At 45.6% G+C, this 23,889-nt stretch carries 11 protein-coding genes; 3 read left to right on the top strand and 8 right to left on the bottom strand.

Annotated elements, in window-relative coordinates:
* Positions 1 to 12: 12 nt before the first annotated feature.
* The 3 genes from QQL36_RS21585 to QQL36_RS21575 are packed head-to-tail and all read left to right on the top strand — an operon-like array spanning position 13 to position 11,159.
* A complete protein-coding gene (locus tag QQL36_RS21585) occupies positions 13 to 537 on the top strand; it encodes a DUF4402 domain-containing protein (protein WP_321566726.1) in 525 nt (174 codons plus the stop codon).
* A gap of 3 nt (positions 538 to 540) precedes the next feature.
* Positions 541 to 3,198, top strand: coding sequence for a hypothetical protein (locus tag QQL36_RS21580; protein ID WP_321566725.1), 2,658 nt, complete (start codon positions 541 to 543; stop codon positions 3,196 to 3,198).
* Between the two features lie 11 nt (positions 3,199 to 3,209).
* Entirely contained in the window at positions 3,210 to 11,159 is a 7,950-nt protein-coding gene (locus QQL36_RS21575; protein WP_321566724.1) for a hypothetical protein, read from the top strand.
* Between the two features lie 128 nt (positions 11,160 to 11,287).
* Here QQL36_RS21575 and yiaK read toward each other — a convergent pair whose 3' ends face one another.
* The 8 genes from yiaK to QQL36_RS21535 form a co-directional block, all read right to left on the bottom strand.
* Complete coding sequence (yiaK, locus tag QQL36_RS21570) at positions 11,288 to 12,259, bottom strand: 3-dehydro-L-gulonate 2-dehydrogenase (RefSeq protein ID WP_083722863.1); 972 nt, start codon at positions 12,257 to 12,259, stop codon at positions 11,288 to 11,290.
* A gap of 64 nt (positions 12,260 to 12,323) precedes the next feature.
* Positions 12,324 to 13,544 carry an ABC transporter permease gene (locus QQL36_RS21565; RefSeq protein WP_321566723.1) on the bottom strand — a complete coding sequence of 407 codons (1,221 nt, stop codon included), beginning with the start codon at positions 13,542 to 13,544 and terminating at the stop codon, positions 12,324 to 12,326.
* Between the two features lie 3 nt (positions 13,545 to 13,547).
* Complete coding sequence (locus QQL36_RS21560; RefSeq protein ID WP_083722864.1) at positions 13,548 to 14,297, bottom strand: ABC transporter ATP-binding protein; 750 nt, start codon at positions 14,295 to 14,297, stop codon at positions 13,548 to 13,550.
* Between the two features lie 88 nt (positions 14,298 to 14,385).
* Positions 14,386 to 15,636, bottom strand: a complete 1,251-nt coding sequence (locus QQL36_RS21555) for an efflux RND transporter periplasmic adaptor subunit (RefSeq protein WP_321566722.1) — start codon at positions 15,634 to 15,636, stop codon at positions 14,386 to 14,388.
* Between the two features lie 22 nt (positions 15,637 to 15,658).
* Positions 15,659 to 16,975 carry a TolC family protein gene (locus tag QQL36_RS21550; RefSeq protein ID WP_083722866.1) on the bottom strand — a complete coding sequence of 439 codons (1,317 nt, stop codon included), beginning with the start codon at positions 16,973 to 16,975 and terminating at the stop codon, positions 15,659 to 15,661.
* Between the two features lie 135 nt (positions 16,976 to 17,110).
* Positions 17,111 to 19,069 (bottom strand): alpha-L-arabinofuranosidase C-terminal domain-containing protein, encoded by a 1,959-nt coding sequence (locus tag QQL36_RS21545; RefSeq protein ID WP_321566721.1) that lies wholly within the window; start codon positions 19,067 to 19,069, stop codon positions 17,111 to 17,113.
* 119 nt (positions 19,070 to 19,188) lie between these two features.
* The gene (locus QQL36_RS21540; protein WP_083722868.1) at positions 19,189 to 20,637 is read right to left on the bottom strand and encodes a RagB/SusD family nutrient uptake outer membrane protein; all 1,449 of its coding nucleotides are present in this window, start codon (positions 20,635 to 20,637) and stop codon (positions 19,189 to 19,191) included.
* A gap of 21 nt (positions 20,638 to 20,658) precedes the next feature.
* A complete protein-coding gene (locus QQL36_RS21535; RefSeq protein WP_321566720.1) occupies positions 20,659 to 23,730 on the bottom strand; it encodes a TonB-dependent receptor in 3,072 nt (1,023 codons plus the stop codon).
* Positions 23,731 to 23,889 lie beyond the last annotated feature (159 nt).

Genomic DNA, 23,889 nt, shown 5'->3' with positions numbered 1-23,889 from the left:
ACACCTCAAACGATGATTCGTAAAATTCCATCCGGAAGTAACATAATGAATACGCTGGTAGGTGTATTAACATGTCTGTTTTTTGCACAACTATCAGTACATGCACAGGAGCCGCCTCCACGGCCTATTTCCATTTACGTTAATCCTGCACAGGGACTCATTTTTGGAGCTTTCTTTCAGGGACCGACAGGCGGCACTGTTACTATTTATCCTGATGGCTCAAGAGTTGTAACAGGCAGCATCATACAGGCTAATCTGGGCTTTCCATTTTCTCCTGCCATATTTGAAGTAGATGCTAATCCCGGTACCCTCATTACGATCATGAACGGTTCGGATGCAACGCTCACAGGCAGCAACGGGGGAACATTATCCATGCATATAGGCACATCCAGTACAGGTTCTCCATTCGTTGCCACCGCTACCTCCCCTGCACGAACACAGGTAAGGATAGGTGGCACACTCATAGTAGGTGTTCCACTCGCAAATCCGACAGGGTCGTATAGCGGTACCTTTTCGGTCACATTTATACAGCAATAAAAAATGATATTAACCAATAACAGCAACACCAAAATCATTCGCGACACCCTGCGTATGACATTGTGTGTTCTGTTATTGTTACTCACAGCTCTTCCCACGGCTCATGCGATCGGAGAAGAAGATGATCCTCCATTTTATGAAACATCCGTATTCCTGGTAGTTCCGGGCCTTGGAGGACAGGAAGTTTCCAGTGTTATCAATAATGATTCCGTATACCTCTCCATTACAGACGTATTCAATTTTTTAAAGATCAGGAATAATATATCCCCTGGCATGGATAGCGTTTACGGATATTTTATTAATGAAAATGCCCCTTTCCTGATAGATAAAGTCAATAAACGGATTCATTACCAGGGTAAAGTATTTAACCTCCATAAGAATGATTTTGTACTGACAGAAACCAGCCTTTATCTGGAAGTTAATTACTTCAGTAAAGTGTTTGGGTTGGACTGTAAATTCAATTTCCGTAATCTCTCCATATCACTGAATACAAAAGTGGAATTACCCGCCATCCGTGAAATGAAACAGGAACTGATGCGCCGGAATATTAACCGTCTGAGAGGCAAGGTGAAAGCAGATACGGTTATCCAACGCCGTTATCCCCTGTTTCAGTTTGGTGTTGCCGACTGGTCGGTGGTGGCCACGCAACAACTACCAGGTGTGAAAAATACCTGGCTGAATCTGTCCATGGGTGCAACCCTAGCCGGCGGAGAAGCGACCGTATCTCTTAATTATAATGATTATGCCCGTCAGCAACAACGCTACAGCCATGATAGTAATGCAGTAAGACCATTTGACGAGCGGCAGCAATATTACCGCTGGCGTTATGTAAACAATGATCACCGTGCATTACGGCAGATCATTGCAGGAAAGATTTTTACACAGTCTACCTCTTCTATCTTTGATCCGGTAGTAGGATTTCAATTTACAAATACTTCTACCTCCTTCCGCCGTTCATTCGGATCCTTTACCTTAAGTAATTTCACCGGCCCCGGCTGGACAGTTGAACTATATGTAAACGACGCCCTTGTAGATTACATCACCGCCGATGCATCCGGATTTTTTACTTTCCAGGTACCCCTGGTATATGGGAACTCTATCCTGAAACTCCGTTTTTATGGCCCCTGGGGAGAAGAACGTACCAGCGAAGAAAATATCAGTATACCTTTTAATTTTCTTCCCTTACATGAATTTGAATATACAGCCAGCGGAGGCATTGTTCAGGATAGTTTACACAGCCGGTTCTCGCGTGTACAAATGAACTATGGTCTTACACGCCGAATAACCTTAGGTGGTGGTATTGAATACCTCTCCTCAGTTTCAAACGGAAAGAAAATAATGCCATTTGCAAATACATCCCTGCGGATAACGCCTACTATGTTATTTTCTGGTGAGTATACACATGGTGTGAGAACAAGAGGGATATTGAGTTACCGGCTGCCATCCAACCTTCAGCTGGACCTTGATTACACACGCTATGCGAAAAATCAGAAAGCAATTATCTATAACTACCGGGAAGAGCGGAAAGTAGTCATATCCAAACCTTTTTTGAATCGCACATTTTCATTGTTCACCAGGATTACACTCGACCAGATCATTTTACCTCAAAGCAATTATACTACGGTAGACTGGCTGTTATCCGGCTCGCTGTACAAGGTAGGCACCAACTTCACCACCTATGCTGTTTTTCTGCCAAAAGAAAAAGCATTCGTGTACAGTAACCTTGCATTAGCCTTCCGCCTGCCCGGACAATTAATTGTTACCCCACAGGTGCAATATGAATATAATGCACACAGAGTGATGACGGCAAGATGCGAAGTAGGAAAATATTTTTTCCGCAATGGATATGTCAATGCCTCTTTTGAAAAAAACTTCAGAAATAACGTCAGTAATATCACGATCGGTCTACGATATGACTTTTCATTTTCACAGATCGGCTTCTCCGCACTACGCAGCAGCGGCGTAACATCATTGGTACAATCTGCCAGGGGAAGCCTGATGCATAACGGTGAAACCGGCTATACCAGTGCTTCCAGCCGTAGCCGTGTAGGTACCGGAGGCGTGGTGCTCCTCCCCTTCCTCGATCTGAACGGCAATGGAAAAAGAGACGCTGGTGAACCAAGAGTATGCGGCCTTAGAATAAATTCCAATGGAGGCAGGGTTTTCCATGATCTGCGTGATACCACGGTACGTATCACAGAAATGGAAGCCTATGAAAACTATTTCATCCAGCTGGAACGTAACAGTTTTGAAAATATAGCCTGGCAGATAAAGAAACCCGTGATCAGTGTAATGATAGAACCTAACCAATTGAGATTGATTGAGGTACCTGTTTCCATTATAGGAGAAGTAGCCGGTTATGTATACCAGATAGGCAGTAACGATGAGAAGAAAGGCCTGGCGCGTATGAAAGTTTGTATCCTGAGAGAGGATGGCTCACAGGCAGCATGTATTCAGACAGAGTCAGATGGATATTTCAATTTCATAGGATTAACACCCGGCAAATATATTGCTGAACTGGATAAACAGCAGGTACATAACCTGAGAATGAAAGTCACTCCACTGACGATTCCTTTCCAGATAACAAACAACAGGGATGGAGATGTAATAGATGGACTTGAGTTTACCACCTCTAAGATCCGTGATCACAAAGAGCATTAATAGCAAAGCATATGCGCATTCATAGAAAAATATTATTGTCAGCCCTTTTGCTTTTGCCTCTCTTCACTATGGGCCAGACAAGCTGGACAGGTGCCAGCAGTACTTCGTGGAATAATGCCAGTAACTGGACTGCCGGTGTACCTACAGCTACTGTTGATGCAGTGATTGGGGATGCCAGTTTTACAGGTCCCTTCCAGCCTACTGTAAACGTTTCTGCTGCCTGTAAATCACTCACTATTGGTGCTGGTACAGGAACACCTGTGCTGACGCAGAATAAAAGTCTGACCGTGGCCGGTAACTTCACCATTGCTTCCAGCGGAAGGATCAACCAGGGAAACGTTACCCTTACTGTTAAGGGTAACTGGGTTAACAACGGTATCTATTCTACTTTGGGTACTAATTCAAAAGTAACATTTGCAGGCACTACCCAGTCAATAAGCGGCACTGTTTCTTCTACTTTCAGAAAGGTAACTGTGAACGCAGGCAGTACCGTTACATTGAATATAAACACTTCTATCACCACCACTTTTGCCGTGAACGGCACATTCATCCCCGCAGAAAATGCCACTCCTTTCGTCATATCAGGAGCCACCACATTAGCCGTGGGTGCATCAGGTATACTAAAGGTGAATGCATCCACTTTTGCAGGCAATTACGCACAATCCGGAACCGTTACGCTCTCCGCAGGATCAACCGTTGACTACAGCGCTACCCTGGTGAATCAAACTGTCTTGCAATCACTTACCTATTCCACGCTCAGAATAAGTGGATCCGGGACAAAAACTGCCGGTGGGAACTTAAACGCATTGAATTCCGCTACTGCTACTGCAGGAAACATTACTGTAAGCGCAGGTACACTGGACCTTTCTACTTTCACAGCTAACAGGGGTACCACTGTTGCAGGCGGTACGCTGACTGTATCCAATGGCGCCACATTGAAATTAGGTGGTACCACTACCTTTCCGGCTAATTACAGTACCAACTCCCTTAGCTTAACCAGCACAGTAGAATATTCAGGTACCAATCAAAGCGTTGCGACAATGACATACGGTAACCTGACATTGTCCTCATCCAGCGGGGCCGCCCTAAAAACAATGCCTGCCACCGACTTTACAGTAGTAGGTAACCTCACAAGTACGATCGGGGCCGGCACATCAGTGAGCTTTACAGCAGCATCGAATATTACAATAAGCGGTAACATAACAATAGGCGCTTCCACTACTTTCAACGGCAGCAGCTTCACACATAATGTTTTCGGTAACTGGGTAAATAACGGCACTTTCACAGGAAATACCAGTACGGTTAATATGACAGGGGCCGGTTCTTCCATCAGTGGTACAGGCACACATAATTTCAATAACCTTTCTCTTAATGCCTCCAATATTACCGCTGCCGCTACCAGCAATATCACCGTAACCGGCAACCTTGCTACCACAGGGGCAGGATCATTTACACATGCCGTCGGAGGTACATTCACACTATCCGGTACAACAAAAACAATTACAGGTACAGGTCTTATATTTGATAACCTCACCATTTCCGGGACTGTAGTCTCTACCAGCAGTATTACAGTAACAGGTAATTTATCCGTCTCCGGTAGTTTTACAAACAACAGCAACACTGTTACCATGAGCGGCACTGCTAAAACCATTGCAGGAGGTGGTACGATCACATTCAGCGCATTATCTGTTCCAGGTACCATTACCACCACCAACAATTTTTCAGTGAATAATTCCATAAACATAAGCGGCAGTTTCACTGCCAGTGCAGGTACAGCTACCTTTACGGGTACCTGTACACTCAACGGAACAGCCAACCTGTTTAATGTAACACTGAATGGTACTTCACTGCAATTATCCACTAACGCCGTACTTGGTATTGCCGGCGCTTATACAATAACTGCCGGTACCTTAAACGCGACGACCTCCACTCCCAATACGGTCAACTATAATGGCAGTGGTGCACAAACCGTTACGGCAGGCAATTATGGAAATCTCATATTATCTAATGGCAGTACTAAAACAGCCGGGGGCGCGATCACGGTAAACGGTGATCTTACAATTGCAGCATCCACCACTTTTAATGCGTCCTCATTTTCACATACTGTACTAGGGAACTGGACGACAACAGGTACATTTACCGCATCAACCAGCACCGTTTCGCTTACAGGTACTACAGATGTTACTATCAACGGTGCTACTACTTTCAATACACTTACCATCAACAAATCTGCTACTTCCAACCAGGTAACTATCCTCAGTAATGTGGATGCAGCTACCCTGAATATGACCAGTGGTGGCATGCAAACCGGCAGCAATACTATCAATATTACAACAAACCGTAGCGGAAACGGTATCATAATAGGTACAATAAAACACACACATAGTTTTACATCAGGCACATCCTATGCATTTGAAGGACCTAATAATACCATCACATTTGCAGGGGTGAACTTATTGCTTACTGCTGTTACCGTAACGGTCACCAAAGGATCGATCAGTGATTTCCCATTTGGAGGGTCTATTAACCGGGTATATAATATTCAATTAACAGGTACGGTTGTATCCCTGGCTACACTCCGGTTACACTACGAAGATGTTGAACTGAATGGTAATAATGAATCTTCCAGCCAGCTATGGCATTATAATGGGTTATCATGGGGTGTATCCGGCAAAACGACTAACAGTACCACCTCTAATTACGTTGAACAAACCTTATTACTGGACGTAAGTAACCGCTGGACACTCTCTGATAATATAAGCCTGGTGCGGTGGAACGGCTCTGTGAGCAGTGACTGGTTTACAGCAGGCAACTGGACAACCGTACAGGGCACACCTTCAAAACCACCAGCGGCCACAGATATCGTGGAGATAGGCACAGCCGCCTTTACCAATCAACCCGTTATTGCTACCAGTGCAGCCGTAGCTAAAAGTATCACGTTTGGAAGCGTGCAGGCAGTCACGCTTACATTAAATAGCGGTGGTTCTTTAACCACACAGGGAAATATCACCGGTACATGGTCAGCCAATGCCATACATACTATCAATGCCAATAACCAGAATATTACCGTAAACGGAGATCTCACGCTCAGTGATGGAACAACAAGCCATGCAATCAATCTTAACATGGGAACAGGGACCACTACTATTGCAGGTTCGCTGACAGAATCAGGCGGTGCCAATGTGACCATATCAGGGGCGGGGGCCTTGAATATAGGCGATGACTTTAATTACACCAGCGGCACCTTCACCCCTTCTACCAGCACTGTTACTTATAATGGCAGTGTGGCACAAACCGTGGCAGGAGTCACTTACAACAATCTTGCCGTGAATAAAACAGCTGGTATCGCAGCTATCAATTCCCCGGCTAATGTGAATGGTAATGTTACCGTCACAGCAGGTGAACTGGATATCAACGCCTCCTCCACTATAACCGGGGATGTAAATATTGCCTCAGGCGCCACCCTGAATGGTGATGGCGTCACCACTACTGTAGGCGGCAATTGGAATAACAGTGGTACATTCCTATCATTAAGCGGTACCATTTTACTCAATGGCAGTGGTCCACAAACCGTTTCTGCCACTACATTTAATAATTTTACGATTAACAAACCAGGCAGTACGGCCACACTTTCCGGGAATTTAACAATTAATGGTAATGTATTATTTAGCGCCGGTACATTGAATATTACAACATTTACTATTAACAGAAGTTCTGTCGGTGGTACACTTACGGCTGCCAATGGAACAACACTGCTGCTCAGTGGGGCTAATAATGTACCGGCAAACTTCAATACTTATATAGTGGGCAATACCAGTGTTATACACTTTAATGGTACCGTTGCACAAACTATACCTCCGATAATTGTGGGCACCATTATATTCAGTAACAGCGGCACTAAAACATTAACGGGTCCTCTTACAGTGAACGGTAACCTCACCATCAACAGCGGTGCTACATTCGACGCAAATAGCAATACCATAAACCTGGGCGGTAACTGGGTCAACAGCGGTACCTTTACTTCCGGTACAGGCACTGTCATCCTGAATGGAACCACTAAGACCATTACAGGTAATACCACCTTTAACAGGTTAACTATTTATGGCAGTTATGCTGTAAGTGGAAGCGATATCACCTACAATGGTCTGTTAAACATTACTTCCACCGGCTCCTTCGATGGGGGTTCAGGTCAGGCAACAATAAGCGGAGACCTGACCAACAGTGGCTCATTAATAAGTAACGGTACCACTACATTCGCAGGAACCAGTGTGCAAACCATCCGCCTCTTAAATGCCATTACCTCGAACTCAAGCGGTATCATCAATTTTAACGGGAATGTTTCTCCTGTACTGAACTCTACCAGCGCTCCCATATTTGCAACACTCAACATCAATAATACTGCGGGGATAAATCCCAGCGTAAACTGGACCGTAGCCATTGCATTCAACATCAGCAGCGGCGCTACGTTTAATGGAGGAGCTCCTACACATAATATCCTGGGAAGCTTTACCAATAATGGTACCGTCACCAGCAGTGGTACAATAAATTTCACTCCTTCCGCAACACAGACTATCAAACTGGCAGGCACTAGTTTTTCAAGCACTGGTACCGTTATATTCGGGGGCTCAGGCGCTATAACTGTTACAGGTACACCTACCGCTTTAAATAATATAAACGTCACCAATATCAACGGGGTAACACCAGCAGCCAACTGGAATATAACAGGCGACTTCCTGATAGCGAATAATGCTGTTTTTAACGCGGGCAGCAATACTTTTACCGTGGCAGGAGATATGGAAAGTGATGGTACATTAAATGGCGGCACCTCCCTGTTTACGCTGAGTGGTACCAACGCACAACTTACCGGCAGCCCTGGAACAACCTTCTATGATCTGACAATCTCAGGCACCCTCATGGCCAATAGTGATTTTAACGTATCTCATAACTTTACCAATAATAATAGTTTTGATGCTACCATAGGAACCCTCACAATGACTGGTTCCACTCCTTCTGTAATAAGCGGAACAGCCGCTTCTTTTGATTTGGCACAGATTGCCATCAGCAAAAATACAGGCGCTACTACTACGCTGGCAAAAAACATAACAGCTGTAACAGATCTGCATATTCACAGCGGCATACTGGATGCCGCTACATTTACCATCACCCAGGACCCCGGTGGCGGAACATTCAGCATTGACGACAACTCATTTTTTAAAATAGGTGGTACAAATTCATTGCCCACCTTCACCACATATGCATTCGATACGTTAAGCAGCGTAGAATATAACGGAAGTACGCAAACAGTATCTTCTGCTACACCATATGGCTATCTCACCATTTCAACCACCGGTACTAAAACAGCTACTGCTGCTTTATATATATTAAGTGACCTCACCCTCACCAATGGCACCTTTGTTCCGGGAACGTTTGCAGATACCATCAATGGCAACTGGAATATGACAAGTGGTACTTTTACCAACACAGGAAATACCTTTGTCTTTAACGGACCAGCACCGCAAAGTATCAACTCCACAGGAGCATTCAATAATCTCACCGTTAATAAAACGACGAATCCTATTACACTTGCCTCTAATTTAACAACAAACGGGATACTTAAATTCAGCGCAGGTAACATACAAACAGGCAGCAGTTTTCGAGTAATAATTCCAGCAGGTGGCAGCGTCATAGGGGCCGCACAGGGTACCGGATGGGTAAATGGAAAATTACAGAAAAATATAGCTACCGGCTCTGCTGTATCCCGCACTTTTGAAATAGGCGATAATACTTCTTATACACCGGCTACAGTCCTTTATGCCAGTGTTACCAATTCCGGCAATCTCAGCGCTGTAACCACCACTCCGGATCATCCCAACATCGGTACTTCAGGTCTTAACACCATCAAAAGTGTAAACCGCTACTGGTCATTTACCAACAACGCTACTGTTTTCACAACGGCATCTGTTACAGTTAACTGGGTAGCTGCAGACGTAGATGCGGAAGCTACTACCGCAAACTTTAAGGTGGCCAGTTATAATGGATCTTCATGGTCTTTACCTACTACGATTTCTCCTCTTTCAACGTCTATACAGGGAACAGGACTCAGCTTCGTTGGAGATATTGCTGTAGGTGAACTGGTAAACAGCGCTACCTGGACAGGCGCAACAAGCACCGACTGGTATCTTAACGGGAACTGGTCAACCGGTTTTGCTCCGCTCATTACCACTGATGCGATTATTCCTTCCAGTTTAACCAATTACCCGGTGATAACCACTGGCACAGCTACCGTACAAAGCATTACTATACAAAACGGTGCTTCCGTCACTGTCAATGGTGGCGCCATGCAGATAGCAGGTACTATTACAAATAGCGGTACTTTCACTACCAGCAATGGCAGCATCGAACTTATAGGCATCACGGCACAAACAATACCTGCGGCCGCATTTGCAGGTAACCTGATCAAAAACCTTACAACAAACAATAGTGCAGGCGTAACATTAGGCGGTACGTTGAAGGTCTCCGACGTATTAAAAGCCACTACCGGTCAGTTCAGCACAGGTGGTTTCCTTACCCTCCTGTCCACAGCTACGCAAACAGCGTTGATAGATGGCAGTGGATCAGGTTCTGTAACAGGCAACGTAACCATGCAACGCTATCTGGCTTCCGGTTTTGGTTATAAATATGTCAGCTCCCCTTTCACAGCTGCAACAGTGAATGAATTTGCTAATGACCTGAATCTGGCCGCCACCTTCCCTACTTTTTATAAGTACGTAGAGAACCAGGCTTCCTCAGGATATACTGTCTATACAACGGCTACGAGCATACTCACACCCATGGTGGGATATTCTGCCAACTTTGGCAGTTCTTCATCGCCTAAAACAATTGATATGACAGGCGTGGTGAATAATGGTACCATTACCTCGCCAACAATATACAACCATAACCAGCCGTACACACTCGGTTTTAACCTGGCAGGAAATCCCTACCCTTCTCCGGTCGACTGGAACGCTTCGGGGGGATGGACAAAAACAAACATTGATAACGCGCTTTATTATTTCAATGCCGGTACTACCAACCAATATACCGGTACTTACTCCACTTATATCAATGGAATTTCCAGCGATGGCATAGCCAATAATATCATTCCTGCCATGCAGGGATTCTTTGTCCATGTAAGCAATGGCACCTATCCTGTTACCGCATCTTTTGCTGTTAATAACACCGCCAGGGTAAACAACCTGACGCCTAACTATCACAGGGATGCACCATCAACTGTTCCATTACTTCGCCTCAATGCATCCTTTGCAGATGAAGCTATGCCGGAAGATGCAACTGTTATCTATTTTGATCATTCCGCTACCCTTTCAACGGACCCTGAAATGGATGCGCTTAAACTGATCAATACAGATCCTTTGGTGCCTAATCTCTATTCATTATCCGATACGACAAAACTATCTATCCATGCCCTTCCTTATGTGCAGGATAGCTCCAGCAGGATACCGTTAGGATTGATCACGCAAAGGTCAGGATGGATTACGTTTAAAGTACAGGACCTTGAGAGAATACCTTCCGGTCTGCACATTTATCTGCACGATGAAAAAACAAATATTACCCAGGACCTGCAACGTAACCCCAGTTATCGCCAACTCATTGAAACAGGAAAATACAACGACCGCTTCTCGCTGGTATTTAGTCTGAAAGACCTTTCTCCATCCGAAGAAAATGCGACTGATACATTTAACGTGTACAGTGCCGGTCGCAAAATATACGTATACGTGGACCTTGCTTCAGGAGATAAAGCCGGTATTATGTTAAGTAATATGTCCGGACAGGTAATCCTGCGTCAACAATTATCAGGCAAAGGTTATCACGACCTGGGACCTTCGTTCAGCAGTGGCCTCTATATAGTAAGTTACTATTCGCAGAAAGGATTGCGATCTAAGAAAGTTTTTGTAGGATATTAAACTCAATATCGTTTGATTAATTTCTATGTAGGTAATTCAATTTTACTTTTGAACAAAATAGAGCCATGTGACCAATGCTGGAATTGGGCTTAGATATATTTCAGAAGAAAACCCGATTCCAATCTCACTTAAATAGATTTTACCTGCTTCCACATTTCCTCATTCACTGGAATACCTTCCAGTAAATTTTCCATTCTTGTCTTATAAGTATTCTCTCCCGGAAAACTAATCTGATCTGGATTTTCAGATTTGGTATATTCTAAGATACCCGCTATCAAACTTTCATGGAAATCAGGTTTATGAATCGCAATGAAACATTGTGACACGCCAAACTCCTTTCCACTAGCTGTAATCTGCTCTACAGAGCGTCCCCCGGTCAGGGCTCCTAATAACACATCCAACATGAGGGCCAATCCGGAACCTTTCCATAAACCAATAGGTAATGCTCTCTTTGTTTTCCTTATCTCTGCAGGGTCCTTTGTAAGTGCTCCATTACTGTCATATCCTCCTTCGAATGGTAGTTCTTTTTGTTTCAATTCATACTCCTGCATCTTGCCATAAGAATACTGAGACATGGCCATATCCAGCACAATTGGGTGTTCAGGGCGGGGTACAGCTATTACTAATGGGTTATTGCCAAGGCGGGGAACTGTACCTCCCCAGGGCGGCATGCTACCCATTGCATTGGTAAAACAAATACCTATACAATCTGCCTGGGCTGCCTGCCAGCCGTAAGTACCTCCACGCATCCAGTGGTTGGTATTCCGGATGCCTACAATACCGACACCGTATTGTTTAGCCAGTTCGATTCCCCGATCCATACATACAGTGGCATTGAACATACCAGCACCATTGTATCCTTCCCATGTTTCAATCAGACCATGTTTCTCAACCATTTCCGGAGTGGCATTGGGGTCTACGAGGCCATCTTTTATCAATTGCGCAAATACAGGAAAACGGTTTAATCCGTGGGAATAGACACCGTCACGGCTGTTATCAGCAAAGATACCGGCTACAATGCCGGCCTTTGCAGTGTCAAAACCAAGGTCAATCAATTTCTCTATAAAAACCTGTTTAAGCTCTTCATACTTTACTCTCATGATAAAATAATTTATTTATACTGCAACAAAAATTGCAGGATAATGATCAACCCAATGTTATCCCCTACTCATACCTCAACGCCTCTATCGGATCCAACCTCGATGCCTTCTGTGCCGGATAATATCCAAAAAATACCCCCGTAGCCGCACACACCAAAAATGACAACACTATTGACGACTCCGACACCAACGTTGGCCAGGACAAAAATATCGTTATCAACTTCGCAGAAGTGATCCCTAATACCACCCCAATTATCCCTCCCGTTATACTAATCATAATCGCTTCTATCAAAAACTGCATCAATATATCAATCCCTCTCGCGCCTATTGACATCCTCAACCCTATCTCCCTCGTACGCTCCGTCACTGACACATACATGATATTCATAATCCCAATACCTCCTATCACCAACGAAATACCGGCTATCGCCGTCAATAATATAGTCAGCAAATTGCTCGTAGAACTCAATGTAGCGATCAACTCCGCCATCGTGCGCACCTGAAAATCGTCCTCATCTGCTGCACGCAGTCGATGCTGTTTGCGAAGTATACTCGTGATCTCATCTGTCGCCGCATCCGAAGCACTTTCATTCACCGCCGATGCATAGATGGTTCGAAAATAAATAGACGCTAATATCCTCTTCTGCACAGTCGTATACGGCGCAATGATCGCATCGTCCTGATCCTGCCCGAAGGAGCTCTGTCCCTTGGCTTCCAGCACACCTATTACCTGAAAAGGAATATTATTAAAGCGAATGATTTTCCCAATAGGATTATCGCCACTGGGGAATAAATTAGTTACTACCGTCTGACCTAATAAACACACTTTTGCTGATGCACGGACATCTTCTTCACTGAAAGGTATACCGTCCTTCAGGGCCCATTGACGAATATCTAAATAAGACGGACTCACGCCATAAATAGTAGTCGGCCAGTTCAGCGCGCCATTGATCGATTGTCCGCTGCTATTTGCTGCTGGCGATACCGCACTTACATTTTCCGCCTGCTTACGGATGGCCTTCACATCATCAATAGTCAGGGTATTTACTGAGGTCCCTCCCAGCCTGGCCCCACCAGCCACATTGCTGCTGGGCAGAATAGTGATCATATTGGATCCCATGCTGGATAACTGGGACTGAATGCTCTCTTTACTCCCCTGTCCAATCGCCACCATAGCTATCACAGCCGCCACACCGATGATAATACCCAGCATGGTCAAAAAAGCCCGCAGCTTATTGCGGAGCAGGGCTTTGAAAGCAATCCTGATGAGGTTTAATACATTCATATGTTAATAATCATCTGAGACCGGCAGCGAAGCCAATGCTTCCTTTGCTGATCTTACATTTTCATTCTTTGTATCTTTCACCACTTTCCCATCACGCAACATGACCGTACGGCTACTAAATGCAGCAATGTCCGGTTCGTGGGTAACGAAGACAATTGTTTTGCCCTGCTCCCTGTTTAGCTCCTGCATAAGGGCCATAATCTCGTAGGATGTTCGCGTATCCAGGTTTCCCGTCGCTTCATCCGCTAATATCATCACAGGTTCATTTACCAGCGCACGGGCTATGGCCACACGCTGCTGTTGTCCACCAGATAGCTGATTGGGCGTATGGTCCATGCGCTCTGCCAATTTCACCGCTTCCAGTGAATGTATGGCTTTCTTACGACGATCCTCATGACTGATCTCCATATTGTACAGCAAAGGCAGTTCTACATTTTCCAATGCAGATGTACGCGGAAGCAGGTTGTAAGACTGAAACACAAACCCTATTTTACGATTGCGTAGCTGCGCCAGTTCATTCCGGGAAAGTTGTCCGATGTTTACACCATCCAGTAAGTATGTGCCTTCTGTAGGTTTGTCAAGACAACCCAGTATGTTTAGTAAAGTTGTTTTACCGGAGCCACTGCTTCCCATGATGGTGATGAACTCCCCCGCAAACACATCGAAGGTGACGCCTTTGAGCGCTCGAACAATTTCTGTGCCCATGCGGAACTCCCTTTTTATTTGTTGTATTTCCAGTATCTTTTTGCTCATCGTTTAAAATGAATGGAACAGACGAAAACCCGCCTGCAAATGAATCGAAAAAACAGTCATCAACCGTCTGTTAATGAAAGATATTAAATCATCGTTTTCTCCGCTGCGGCATAAACGGACTACTACCAGAACCTGAAGTCTTTGTCCCCTTACTCTCCGCCTCCTGCGTCATTGCCGTTATCACATCATCATTTTCTGTCAACCCTGAAATTACCTCTGCATGCGTATTATCATTCAACCCAATAATCACCTTTCTCTGCACCAACGAATCTCCCTGTCTCACCCACACATAAGTAGTCGTTACTTTCGACGTATCCGCATGCTGCCTCCTCACTGTATCCTGCGCCCCTCCCGTTACAGGCTTTGATGACTTATGCTTCTCGGCCGCCGCAGGTGCTATACTCACCACTGTAAATTTCTTTGACATCGCTGAATCTGGCTTAAACATCAACGCCTTTGCAGGAACCAATAACGCATGATACTTTTCTGCCGTATAAATAGTTACCGTTGCCGTCATACCCGGCTTCAATTTCATATCTTCATTCGGCGCACTGATAATCGTGGTATATGTAACCACATTTGAAGACACCGAAGGTTTCAAGCGTATCTCTTCTACCTTGCCGGAAAATTCATCCTCCAGGAACGCATCTACCGTAAAGGATACACGCTGACTATCTTTTACATTCCCTATATCCGCCTCATCCACATTGGCCTGCACCTGCATCTTCGTAATATCTTTCGCTAATATAAACAACGTAGGCGTGCTAAAACTTGCTGCCACTGTCTGTCCTACACTCACAGAACGGCTCAAAACGACTCCGTCAATCGGTGAATAAATTTCTGTAAAGAATAAGTTCCGCTTCGCAGTCGCCAACGATGCCCGAGCACTTTCCACACTTGCTTTCGCCGCCTGGTACAGGTACTTCGCATTGTCATAGTCTGCTTTGCTCACCGCACCTACATTATATAGTTGTTCTTCTCTTTTGAACTGTGCTTCTTCATAGATCAACTGACTCTGCGAACTGGCCAGATTACCTTTGTTCCGATCCACTTCTGCCTGCAACAATACCTTGTCCAGCTCAGCGATCAATTGGCCCTTCTTCACCTGCGAATTAAAGTCAGCATAAATGTACTTGAGCGTACCAGATACCTGCGTACCTACTGCTACAGTATCTACTGGCTGCACATATCCAGTCGCTGTGACGCTCGTATATATATGACCGTATTTCGGCTTTTCCGTTTCAATGAACACCGGCATCTCTTTCTTTCTAAAAAAGAAAAACCATACGGCTAATACAGCCACCACGATCAATATAATTATAAGGACCTTTTTATTCATCCTATATCAGTTTATACAAATTTTACAATGTAACAGGTACTCCCCTGTAGAAATCATAGATTCTGATATACAGCGCGGAACTATACTTAGCCTGTATATAAGACTGTAACGCCTGTATGTAGAGATTTTTCTGCACCAGCACTTCCGTCGTATTGGTAGCGCCGATCTTCAATTGCTCATTCGCTATGCGGTAGGCTTCCTGTGTATACCGCAATTGCTCAACAGCCGCATCATATTGTGACTGGGCATTGAGCACATTGATATAAGCCTGCTCCACGTCGTAAGATAAGGTAGTACGTGTATTCTGCAGGGTGAGTTCCGCCTGCCCCACTTCCAGTTTTGCCACCGCTTCATTTACCTTGTTCGCCCGCTTGCTGAAGATGGGCACGGAGAGCGTCACGCCTATTTGCTGGTAGAAATTATTGTCCATCTGCCGCATGAAAGAATAGTAGCTATTATCTGTATAACTGGTCCCTATCCCTGCTCCTGCTGACAATGTAGGCAGATAACCCGCACGGGCTTTCAGTACCCCTATTTTAGCCGATTCCACACTCAGCTCACTGCTTTTCACTTCAGGACGATTATCCAATGCTGTTTGCCTTGCTTCTGACAAAGTGGTCAACACAGGATTAGACATGATTGTATCCGGTTCCAGCACGGCAAAACCCGTATCCGGTGGCAATTGCAATATTTGCTTTAACGTCAGCATATTTTGACGGTGAGTATTCTCCGCCGCTACCAGTGTATATTTATCATTGGCTAATTGCGCCTGCAACTGGATAAGGTCCTTCAGTGCCACCGTACCCGCATCATAGAACTGTTGCTCCTGTTTTACCTGGGCCTCCGACGTTGCTACTACATCTCTGACATACACAATGTTCTCCTTTGCCAGCAGAATATTCAGGTAGGCCTGCGTAATGCTCAGGGTAATATCATTTTCCGAAGCCGCCAGGTCCAGACCCGCCACCTGCACCAGCAACTGCTTTTGCTTAATATCATTTCTGAGATACCCACCATTGTATAGTGTAACGGAAGCACTGGCGGCCGTAGTACCCGAGGTAGTTACCCGGGATCTGAGGTCGCCATTCGAGTCTGTCACCTTGGAATAGGTCACAGCAGGTGCTAGGGAGGCCGATACGCCGGGCAATACTGCTGACCGGGATAACAAGAGGTCCTGTTCAGAAATACTGCGGCTCAGACGTAAACTATTCAGTGTGATATTATGCGTTTTAGCATAATCAAGGCAGGTCTGGAGGCTCCACCGTGGAAGGGAGTCCTGTGCCTGTATAGGAGCACACTTACAAACAAAGAAACAAAAGATTATGAGTTTGTTGAACATAAAGGAACATTTCAAGACAGATACTCATCCGTTACTAATTTAACTAAAAAACGTGCCATGCTGTTCATTTAAAAATGCAAAAGCCTATTTTTCTACCACCGGCAGAAAAATAGGCTGAATGGGAACAGTATTTTATTACTTGTATGGGATCACGAAAACGTTCACAGAGGCCGGTTGCAGGGTTACGCTGGCACTGTTTTTTGTAACAGTCAGCTTTTGCTGCAACGGAGCTACCAGTGACGGTTGGTCCAAAGTATTGATAGCCAGTTTGTCCGTCGCGGTAAGGATCTGTTGTAAGGCTGCCTCTTTGGTGGTCGTAGCACCATCCAGCTGGATCTTATAAGGACGGGCAGCTGAGGAAGCATTCACCACTTTCAGCAACAGCTGGTGTTTAGCTGCGTCAATGGTAGCACTGCCGTAGATGCTGTCCTGCCCAGTGAGGGCCTTCCCATTTTCTGTAACAGGAACAGTGTTGGTGCCTTTGTAGTTGGCAAATAGCTTCTGTACGTAATAATTGGGCGTACCTATAGATCGCAGGTTGTCGAACCAGATCAGGTCAGGGCGCCATTGCCATGCGTCCACGTGAGCCAGCAGCGGTGCGTAGGAAGCCATGTTCACCACATCCGCATTTCTTTCAAGACCGGTCATAAATGCTGCTTCTGCCAGGGCACTACCCCAGGTATTGCGGCTTTCAGGCTGGTCTTTCTCCTTATCCCTGATGTGGGCTGCATATTCCCCTGCAAAGATATGGGGCGCTTTACGATCGTAATTATCGTAGCGGGAAGCATTCTGCAGGAACCAGTCTGGCGCCATATAATAATGTTCGTCTACCAGGTCTGCTTTGGAACCTTTCAGCTGGGACCAGCCATAATGAAAACGCTCATCGTCCGGAGACGGGCCTACACTGGATACCAGTTTGATCTCAGGGTGTTTGGTCTTCAGCACGGTTTCCCACATTTTATAACGGGCTATGTACTGGCTATCCCATTGTTCATTACCCACCCCGATCATTTTCAGGTTAAAAGGCCTGGGATGCCCCATATCGGCCCTCAGTTTTCCCCACTTTGTATCGGTGCCGGCATTGGCAAATTCGATCAGGTCAAGGGCGTCCTGGATATAAGCAGGTACATCGTCATCTGCCGCCACTTCGCCGGTATTGAACTGACAGGCCATGCCGCAGTTCAGAATAGGCAGTGGCTCGGCGCCGATGTCCTCAGAAAGCTGGAAGTATTCAAAGAACCCAAGCCCATAGCTTTGATAGTAATCACCCGGAGCGCGGTATGGGAATTCTGTATTCCAGCGGTTCACGATCAGGGTACGTTCTTCGATAGGTCCTACTGTCTTTTTCCATTGGTAACGGTTCACCAGGTCCTTACCTTCCACGATACAGCCACCGGGGAAACGGACAAAACCGGGATGGAGGTCAGCCAGCAGTTGTACCAGATCGGTACGGAGACCACCGGGACGCTGTTTCCAGGTATTAGCCGGGAAGAGGGAGAGCATATCCGCATCTATGGTGCCGTTGCCTTCGAAGAAAACCTGCAGCCCGCCTTTGGACACGGTTTCACTGGCTGTAATGCTTGCAGCGTAGTTTTTCCAGTCTTTACCGGGAGTGCCTATAGTAGCAGTGCCAATAGGAGCACCTTTGTCATTGAGGAGGACTACCTTAATTGTAAGGTCGCCATTAGTATTACCAGCCAGCACAGAGAAGTTGTACGTTTCTCCTTTTTTAAAGCCCATGCCACGGAAACCTTCATTGAAAAGGCCGAAGTTGCCAGCAACAGTAATGTGAGCATAGCGTGGATTGGCTGCATTTTCAGGGGCACGGTTTACGATCAGGACTTTGCCGTTATTGGCTTCTTTGATCACTTTCCATCCCTGTAAAGGCTGGGCAAATTCAAACGAGCGGTTTTTGACCAGTTCAGCATAAATGCCGCCGTCTGCCGAGAAGTTAATGTCTTCGAAAAAGATCCCCCACATGGTGGGTTGAACAGTGTGTTGCGGTGTGTTTACTTTGACGGTAAGCGTCTGAGCCACGGAAATTGTTCCGGACAATAATAGCGCTGTAAGACAGCGATGAAGTTTGTATCGCATAACCAGGAATTATTCAGAAGCCCAATATAGGTTTTAAAAAGGAATTTTTGTGTGTACTTTTGACAATTATTTTCAATGCCTAAAAAAGGAGCTGTAAAACACAGCTCCTTTTTACATTATTAAAAATTTGAATTCTGTACCAGCACACCATTACTCTTATCAATCTCTGATTGTGGTAATGGGAAATAGTAATTCTTAGGTCTTGTAAATGTACGCGCTGCCTGAATCACAGCTCCAGAAGACGTTAACTTAGGCTGATTGTAAATTGTCGTGATATCAATGATACCCGCCTTATCCCAACGCATCAGATCCTGGTGACGTTCATTCTCTCCACACAGCTCTACCCTTCTCTCATGCATTAACGCAGTCATACCTGCATTGGATACGCTTGTTAAACCTACCCGGCTACGAATTGCATTGATTTCCGCATCACCGGCACCAGTGCCGGTCTGACGGATCTTTGCTTCTGCCACACACAAATAAATGTCTGATGTACGCATCAAAGGATATTTGAAAGAATAGTTCAAACCACCTGTGCTCGTCCATGCGCAGAACTTGTTATAATGATACCCTGTTGATGACAAAGATGCAGTATAAGTGGCATTACCTGTACCAATATTTATCACATCTCCCGGCTTCATAATACATACATCCTTTCGTGGATCACCCACTTCAAATTCATCCAGTAATCCCTGCACGGGCTCAAAGAAATCCCATCCGCCCCATGCACGTGGTGCATGATAAGTGATGAAGTCAGAATACCCCCATCCATCCAGTGTCTGTACGTTAAACAACATCTCACTGTTATTGCTGGTAGCAGGTGTAAAGTTCGCCGCATAGGTAGACTGCAAGGCGTAATTTGAATTTGTGATCACGCTATCACCATACAAAATAGTATTTGCAAAATCATTCTCATAGAGATACAGTTTTGCCAGTAAACCCCATGCCGTACCTTTGCTCACCCGACCTGCCTGCGATGCATCGTAACTCTCAGGCAATAAGATCGCCGCTGCTTTCAGGTCTGCTTCGATCTGTGCATGCACTTCGTCGATAGTAGATTTTGCCTTATTGTAAGTACCGTTTTTGATATCTTCTTCCATGATCATAGGTACATCACCATAGATCAAAGCAAGGCGCCAGTAAGCGTATGCACGGAAGAAATGCGCTTCACCTAAACAACGGTTTTTGATATCTGTATCAATACTGGTAATATCTGGAATATACAGCAGGGCACTGTTTGATCTGTTCAGCATTTCGTACTTCCACTTCCAGGGTGCTTTCACAGCAGCATTGGAAGCATCGTATGTAAAGGCTTCAAGGTCTGCCAGTTCAGGATGATCCCCCGCACGATACTGATCGTCAGAACAGTTGTCGTATACAAACTCACCAAAGCCCGTAAAGTCTTCTTCCAGTAAAATATTATAGATACCAGTGATGCCATCTACTGCGTCAGATTGATTGCGCCAGTAGTTGGCCGTTGTATAGCTACCTTTTTTCTCTACATCCAATTCCTTGTTACAGGCAAAGAACGCAGGTACACACAGCAGCAAATATTTCATTCGTTTCATTGCTTAATTCGTTTTGCTTGTTTAGAAATTCATGGTTGCACCAAAAGTGAATACACGGGCCTGTGGGTAAGTAGCCACGTCTACACCGCGCATGAGGTTACCATCTCCACCTGAAGCGGAAGCATAACCCAGCTCAGGATTCAGTCCTTTGTATTTGGTGATCATGAACACATTCTGACCAGTAGCATAGATCCTGATATCAGAAATCCCTGATTTGCCCCATACATGAGAAGGAATCGTATAGCCGAGGGTGATATTTCTCAGAGAGAAATAATTACCACTTTCTACAAAACGATCTGATGTACGTGCGTTCTGATTGGCATCTACAAGAGACATGCGTGGCATACTGTTGCTGGTACCTTCACCATGCCAGCGGCCCATTGCTTCTGCATACATGTTGTATGAGTAGGTAGGATCCAGCCCTTGCATTCTGTCAGCATTATACAGTTTCACACCTGCTACACCTGCAAAGTTTGCACTCAGATCAAAGCCTTTATATTCAATACCAGCTTGTATTCCGTAAGTCATACGTGGGTTAGGATCACCCAGGTTAGTGCGGTCATTTTCGTCGATCTTGCCATCACCGTTGATATCTACGAAACGTACATCACCGGGTTTGATATCGGCCCTGTTATTATCATTCGCCACATTCGCATCGTTGTCAATAGCAGTCTGGTTCTGATAGATACCATTCGTCTTCCAGCCATAAAAGGAAGCAATCGGCTGTCCTTCGTAGGTACGGGAAATTTCCTGTGCCTGACGGCCATAAGGCGTAGAGCTGATATAGGTACCGGAGTACAGACGGGTCACGCGGTTCTTAATGAAGGATGCATTCACACCTACATTATAATGCACGGCCTGTTTGCCACCACGGTAGCTCAATTCAATTTCCCATCCTTTGTTGCTCATCTGACCAATGTTCTGATCAGGAATTGTACTTGTACCATGTACATCCAGTTCAGGATAAGGTACCAGCATGTCGCGGGTATTCTTGTTGAACCAGGTCACAGTGGCATTCAGGGCGTTTTTAAAGAAGCCCATTTCGGCGCTGATATTGGTCATCTCTGCCTTTTCCCAGGTAATGTTAGGGTTGGCGAGAGAACTGTTCCAGATACCTGTTGTAGCATTACCACCGAAGGAGTATTTACGGTCCTTGGTTATTATCGCGAGGTATTGGTAGTCGGTTACGTTCTGGTTACCCAACTGCCCCCAGCCACCGGTGATTTTCAGGTTGCTCATGAAGCCGACGTTGTCTTTGAAGAAAGCTTCATCGCTCACGCGCCACCCCAGTGAGAAAGCCGGGAAATAACCCCAGCGCTGGTTTTTCGGGAAACGGCTGGAACCATCAGCACGGAAAGTACCGGTGAAGAGGTATTTACCTTTATAACCATAGAACGCACGCAGGAAGCCGGAGGCAATGGCGCTCTCCGGATTGTAGTTACCGGAAGCATTGTATACAGTAGTACCGTTGTCAAGCACACGCTGATCCGCGGATTCGTCGGTATAACCCCAGCGCTCTGCACGGAAGTAGTTGCCCTGTGTTTTTTGAATAGAGTAACCACCAGTCATTGTCACCTGGTGAACGTTATTGAAAGTCTTGTTGTACGTCAGGAAGGCTTCGCCCAATGCGGTACCATTGGATTCGGTACGTTGCCACAGGTCAGCGTTTGCGCTCACGCGGGTCTGATCGAGAATGGCAGGGGTGAAGCTATATTGCTGGTAGATGTTGCCATCGTAACCGCCGTTCACACGTAAGGAGAGGCCATCTATGATCTGTACTTCACCATAAACACTGGCGAGTACACGATAGGTCTTGCTCCAGGCATCGATATTTTCAACAGTGAATACAGGGTTGTTAATGTCCCCCAGCTCGTTGCTGGCCTTCGCTGTACCATAGCTGCCATCATCGTTTCTTACAGGAATAGCAGGGTTAAAGCGAAGTGCGCTGAAGATCAGACCTGTTTGCGAAGAATACGTATCAAAGCCTTTGGCATTGCGGTAAGTAAGCTGAAGGTTCTCTCCTACTTTCACACGACTACCGAGTTTATGTTCGGAGTTAATACGGAAACTATAACGCTTGAAGAAGGTATTTTCGATCATCCCTTTTTCATCGTAATAACCAGCGCTGAAAAGGTAGTTTGAAACAGCGCTACCGCCACGCAGGTTCACATCTGCATTCGTAGTGGAACCGGTGCCGATCAGTGCTCTTTGCCAGTCGGTACGCTGTACCGCATAGTAAGGATCCTGCCAAAGGGAGTTGATGGCCACACCATCGTTGGTATAACGTTCCTGTTTCAGCTGTACGAGTTCAGGAGCGGTGAGTAATGGAATGTAACGGCGTGCGTTGGAAGTACCTTTATAAACATTCACGGTAGCGTGGGTTTTCTCGCCATAGCCTCCTCTCTTCGTGGTGATGATCACCACACCGTTTGCAGCGCGGGTACCGTAGATAGCGGAGCTGGAAGCGTCTTTCAGGATTTCCATAGAGGCGATGTCATTCGGACTCACATCGCTCATGCCGGTAGCGGGCACACCATCTATAATAATAAGTGGTTCCGCATTGTTGATAGTACCTGTACCCCGGATACGAATACTCGGTTCAGTACCTGGGGAACCATCGGAACGCACAATGTCTACACCGGGTACTTTACCCTGTATAGCCTGTGCGGCGTCGCTGACAGGCAGGTTTTTGATATCGGAACCTTTGATGGACGATATGGTACCTGTTACATCGCGACGGTTTTGTGTACCATAACCGACTACAACTACTTCACCCAGGCCTTTGGAAGTGGATTGCAGTGATACAGCAAACGTGATCTGGGTGCCGATAGTGATTGTTTGCTGGGTATAACCCATAAACGAGAAAGTCAGACTTTTTGCGGATTCAGGGACCTGCAAAGAGAAATGGCCTTTGGCATCAGTAATGGTGCCGGATGTGGTGCCCGGCACTGTGATGTTTACACCAGGGAGGCCGCTGCTATCGCTGGCATCTTTGACCATCCCGGAGATGGTACGCTGTGCGAGTGCCGCCGTGGTTAGCAGGCACGAAATGAATAGAAGGAAGCATAGCTTGCCCAATGGTTTGTACCTCATAGCAAAGTAAGTAGTTGGATTTTGGAAAAACGTAATTATAATATCAAGGAAGCTTACACACTGTTCGCTGGCATTACATTCAAGTGGTGTACATTATTAATAGGAACACTTTTTTACGATGTCACATTCACAGATATAAAAGTAAAAGTAGACTTTCTT

Source organism: Chitinophaga sp. LS1 (assembly GCF_034274695.1).
GTDB lineage: Bacteria > Bacteroidota > Bacteroidia > Chitinophagales > Chitinophagaceae > Chitinophaga.
Note: the sequence above shows the minus strand (reverse complement) of the source record. Positions and strands in the feature narration are given on the sequence as shown.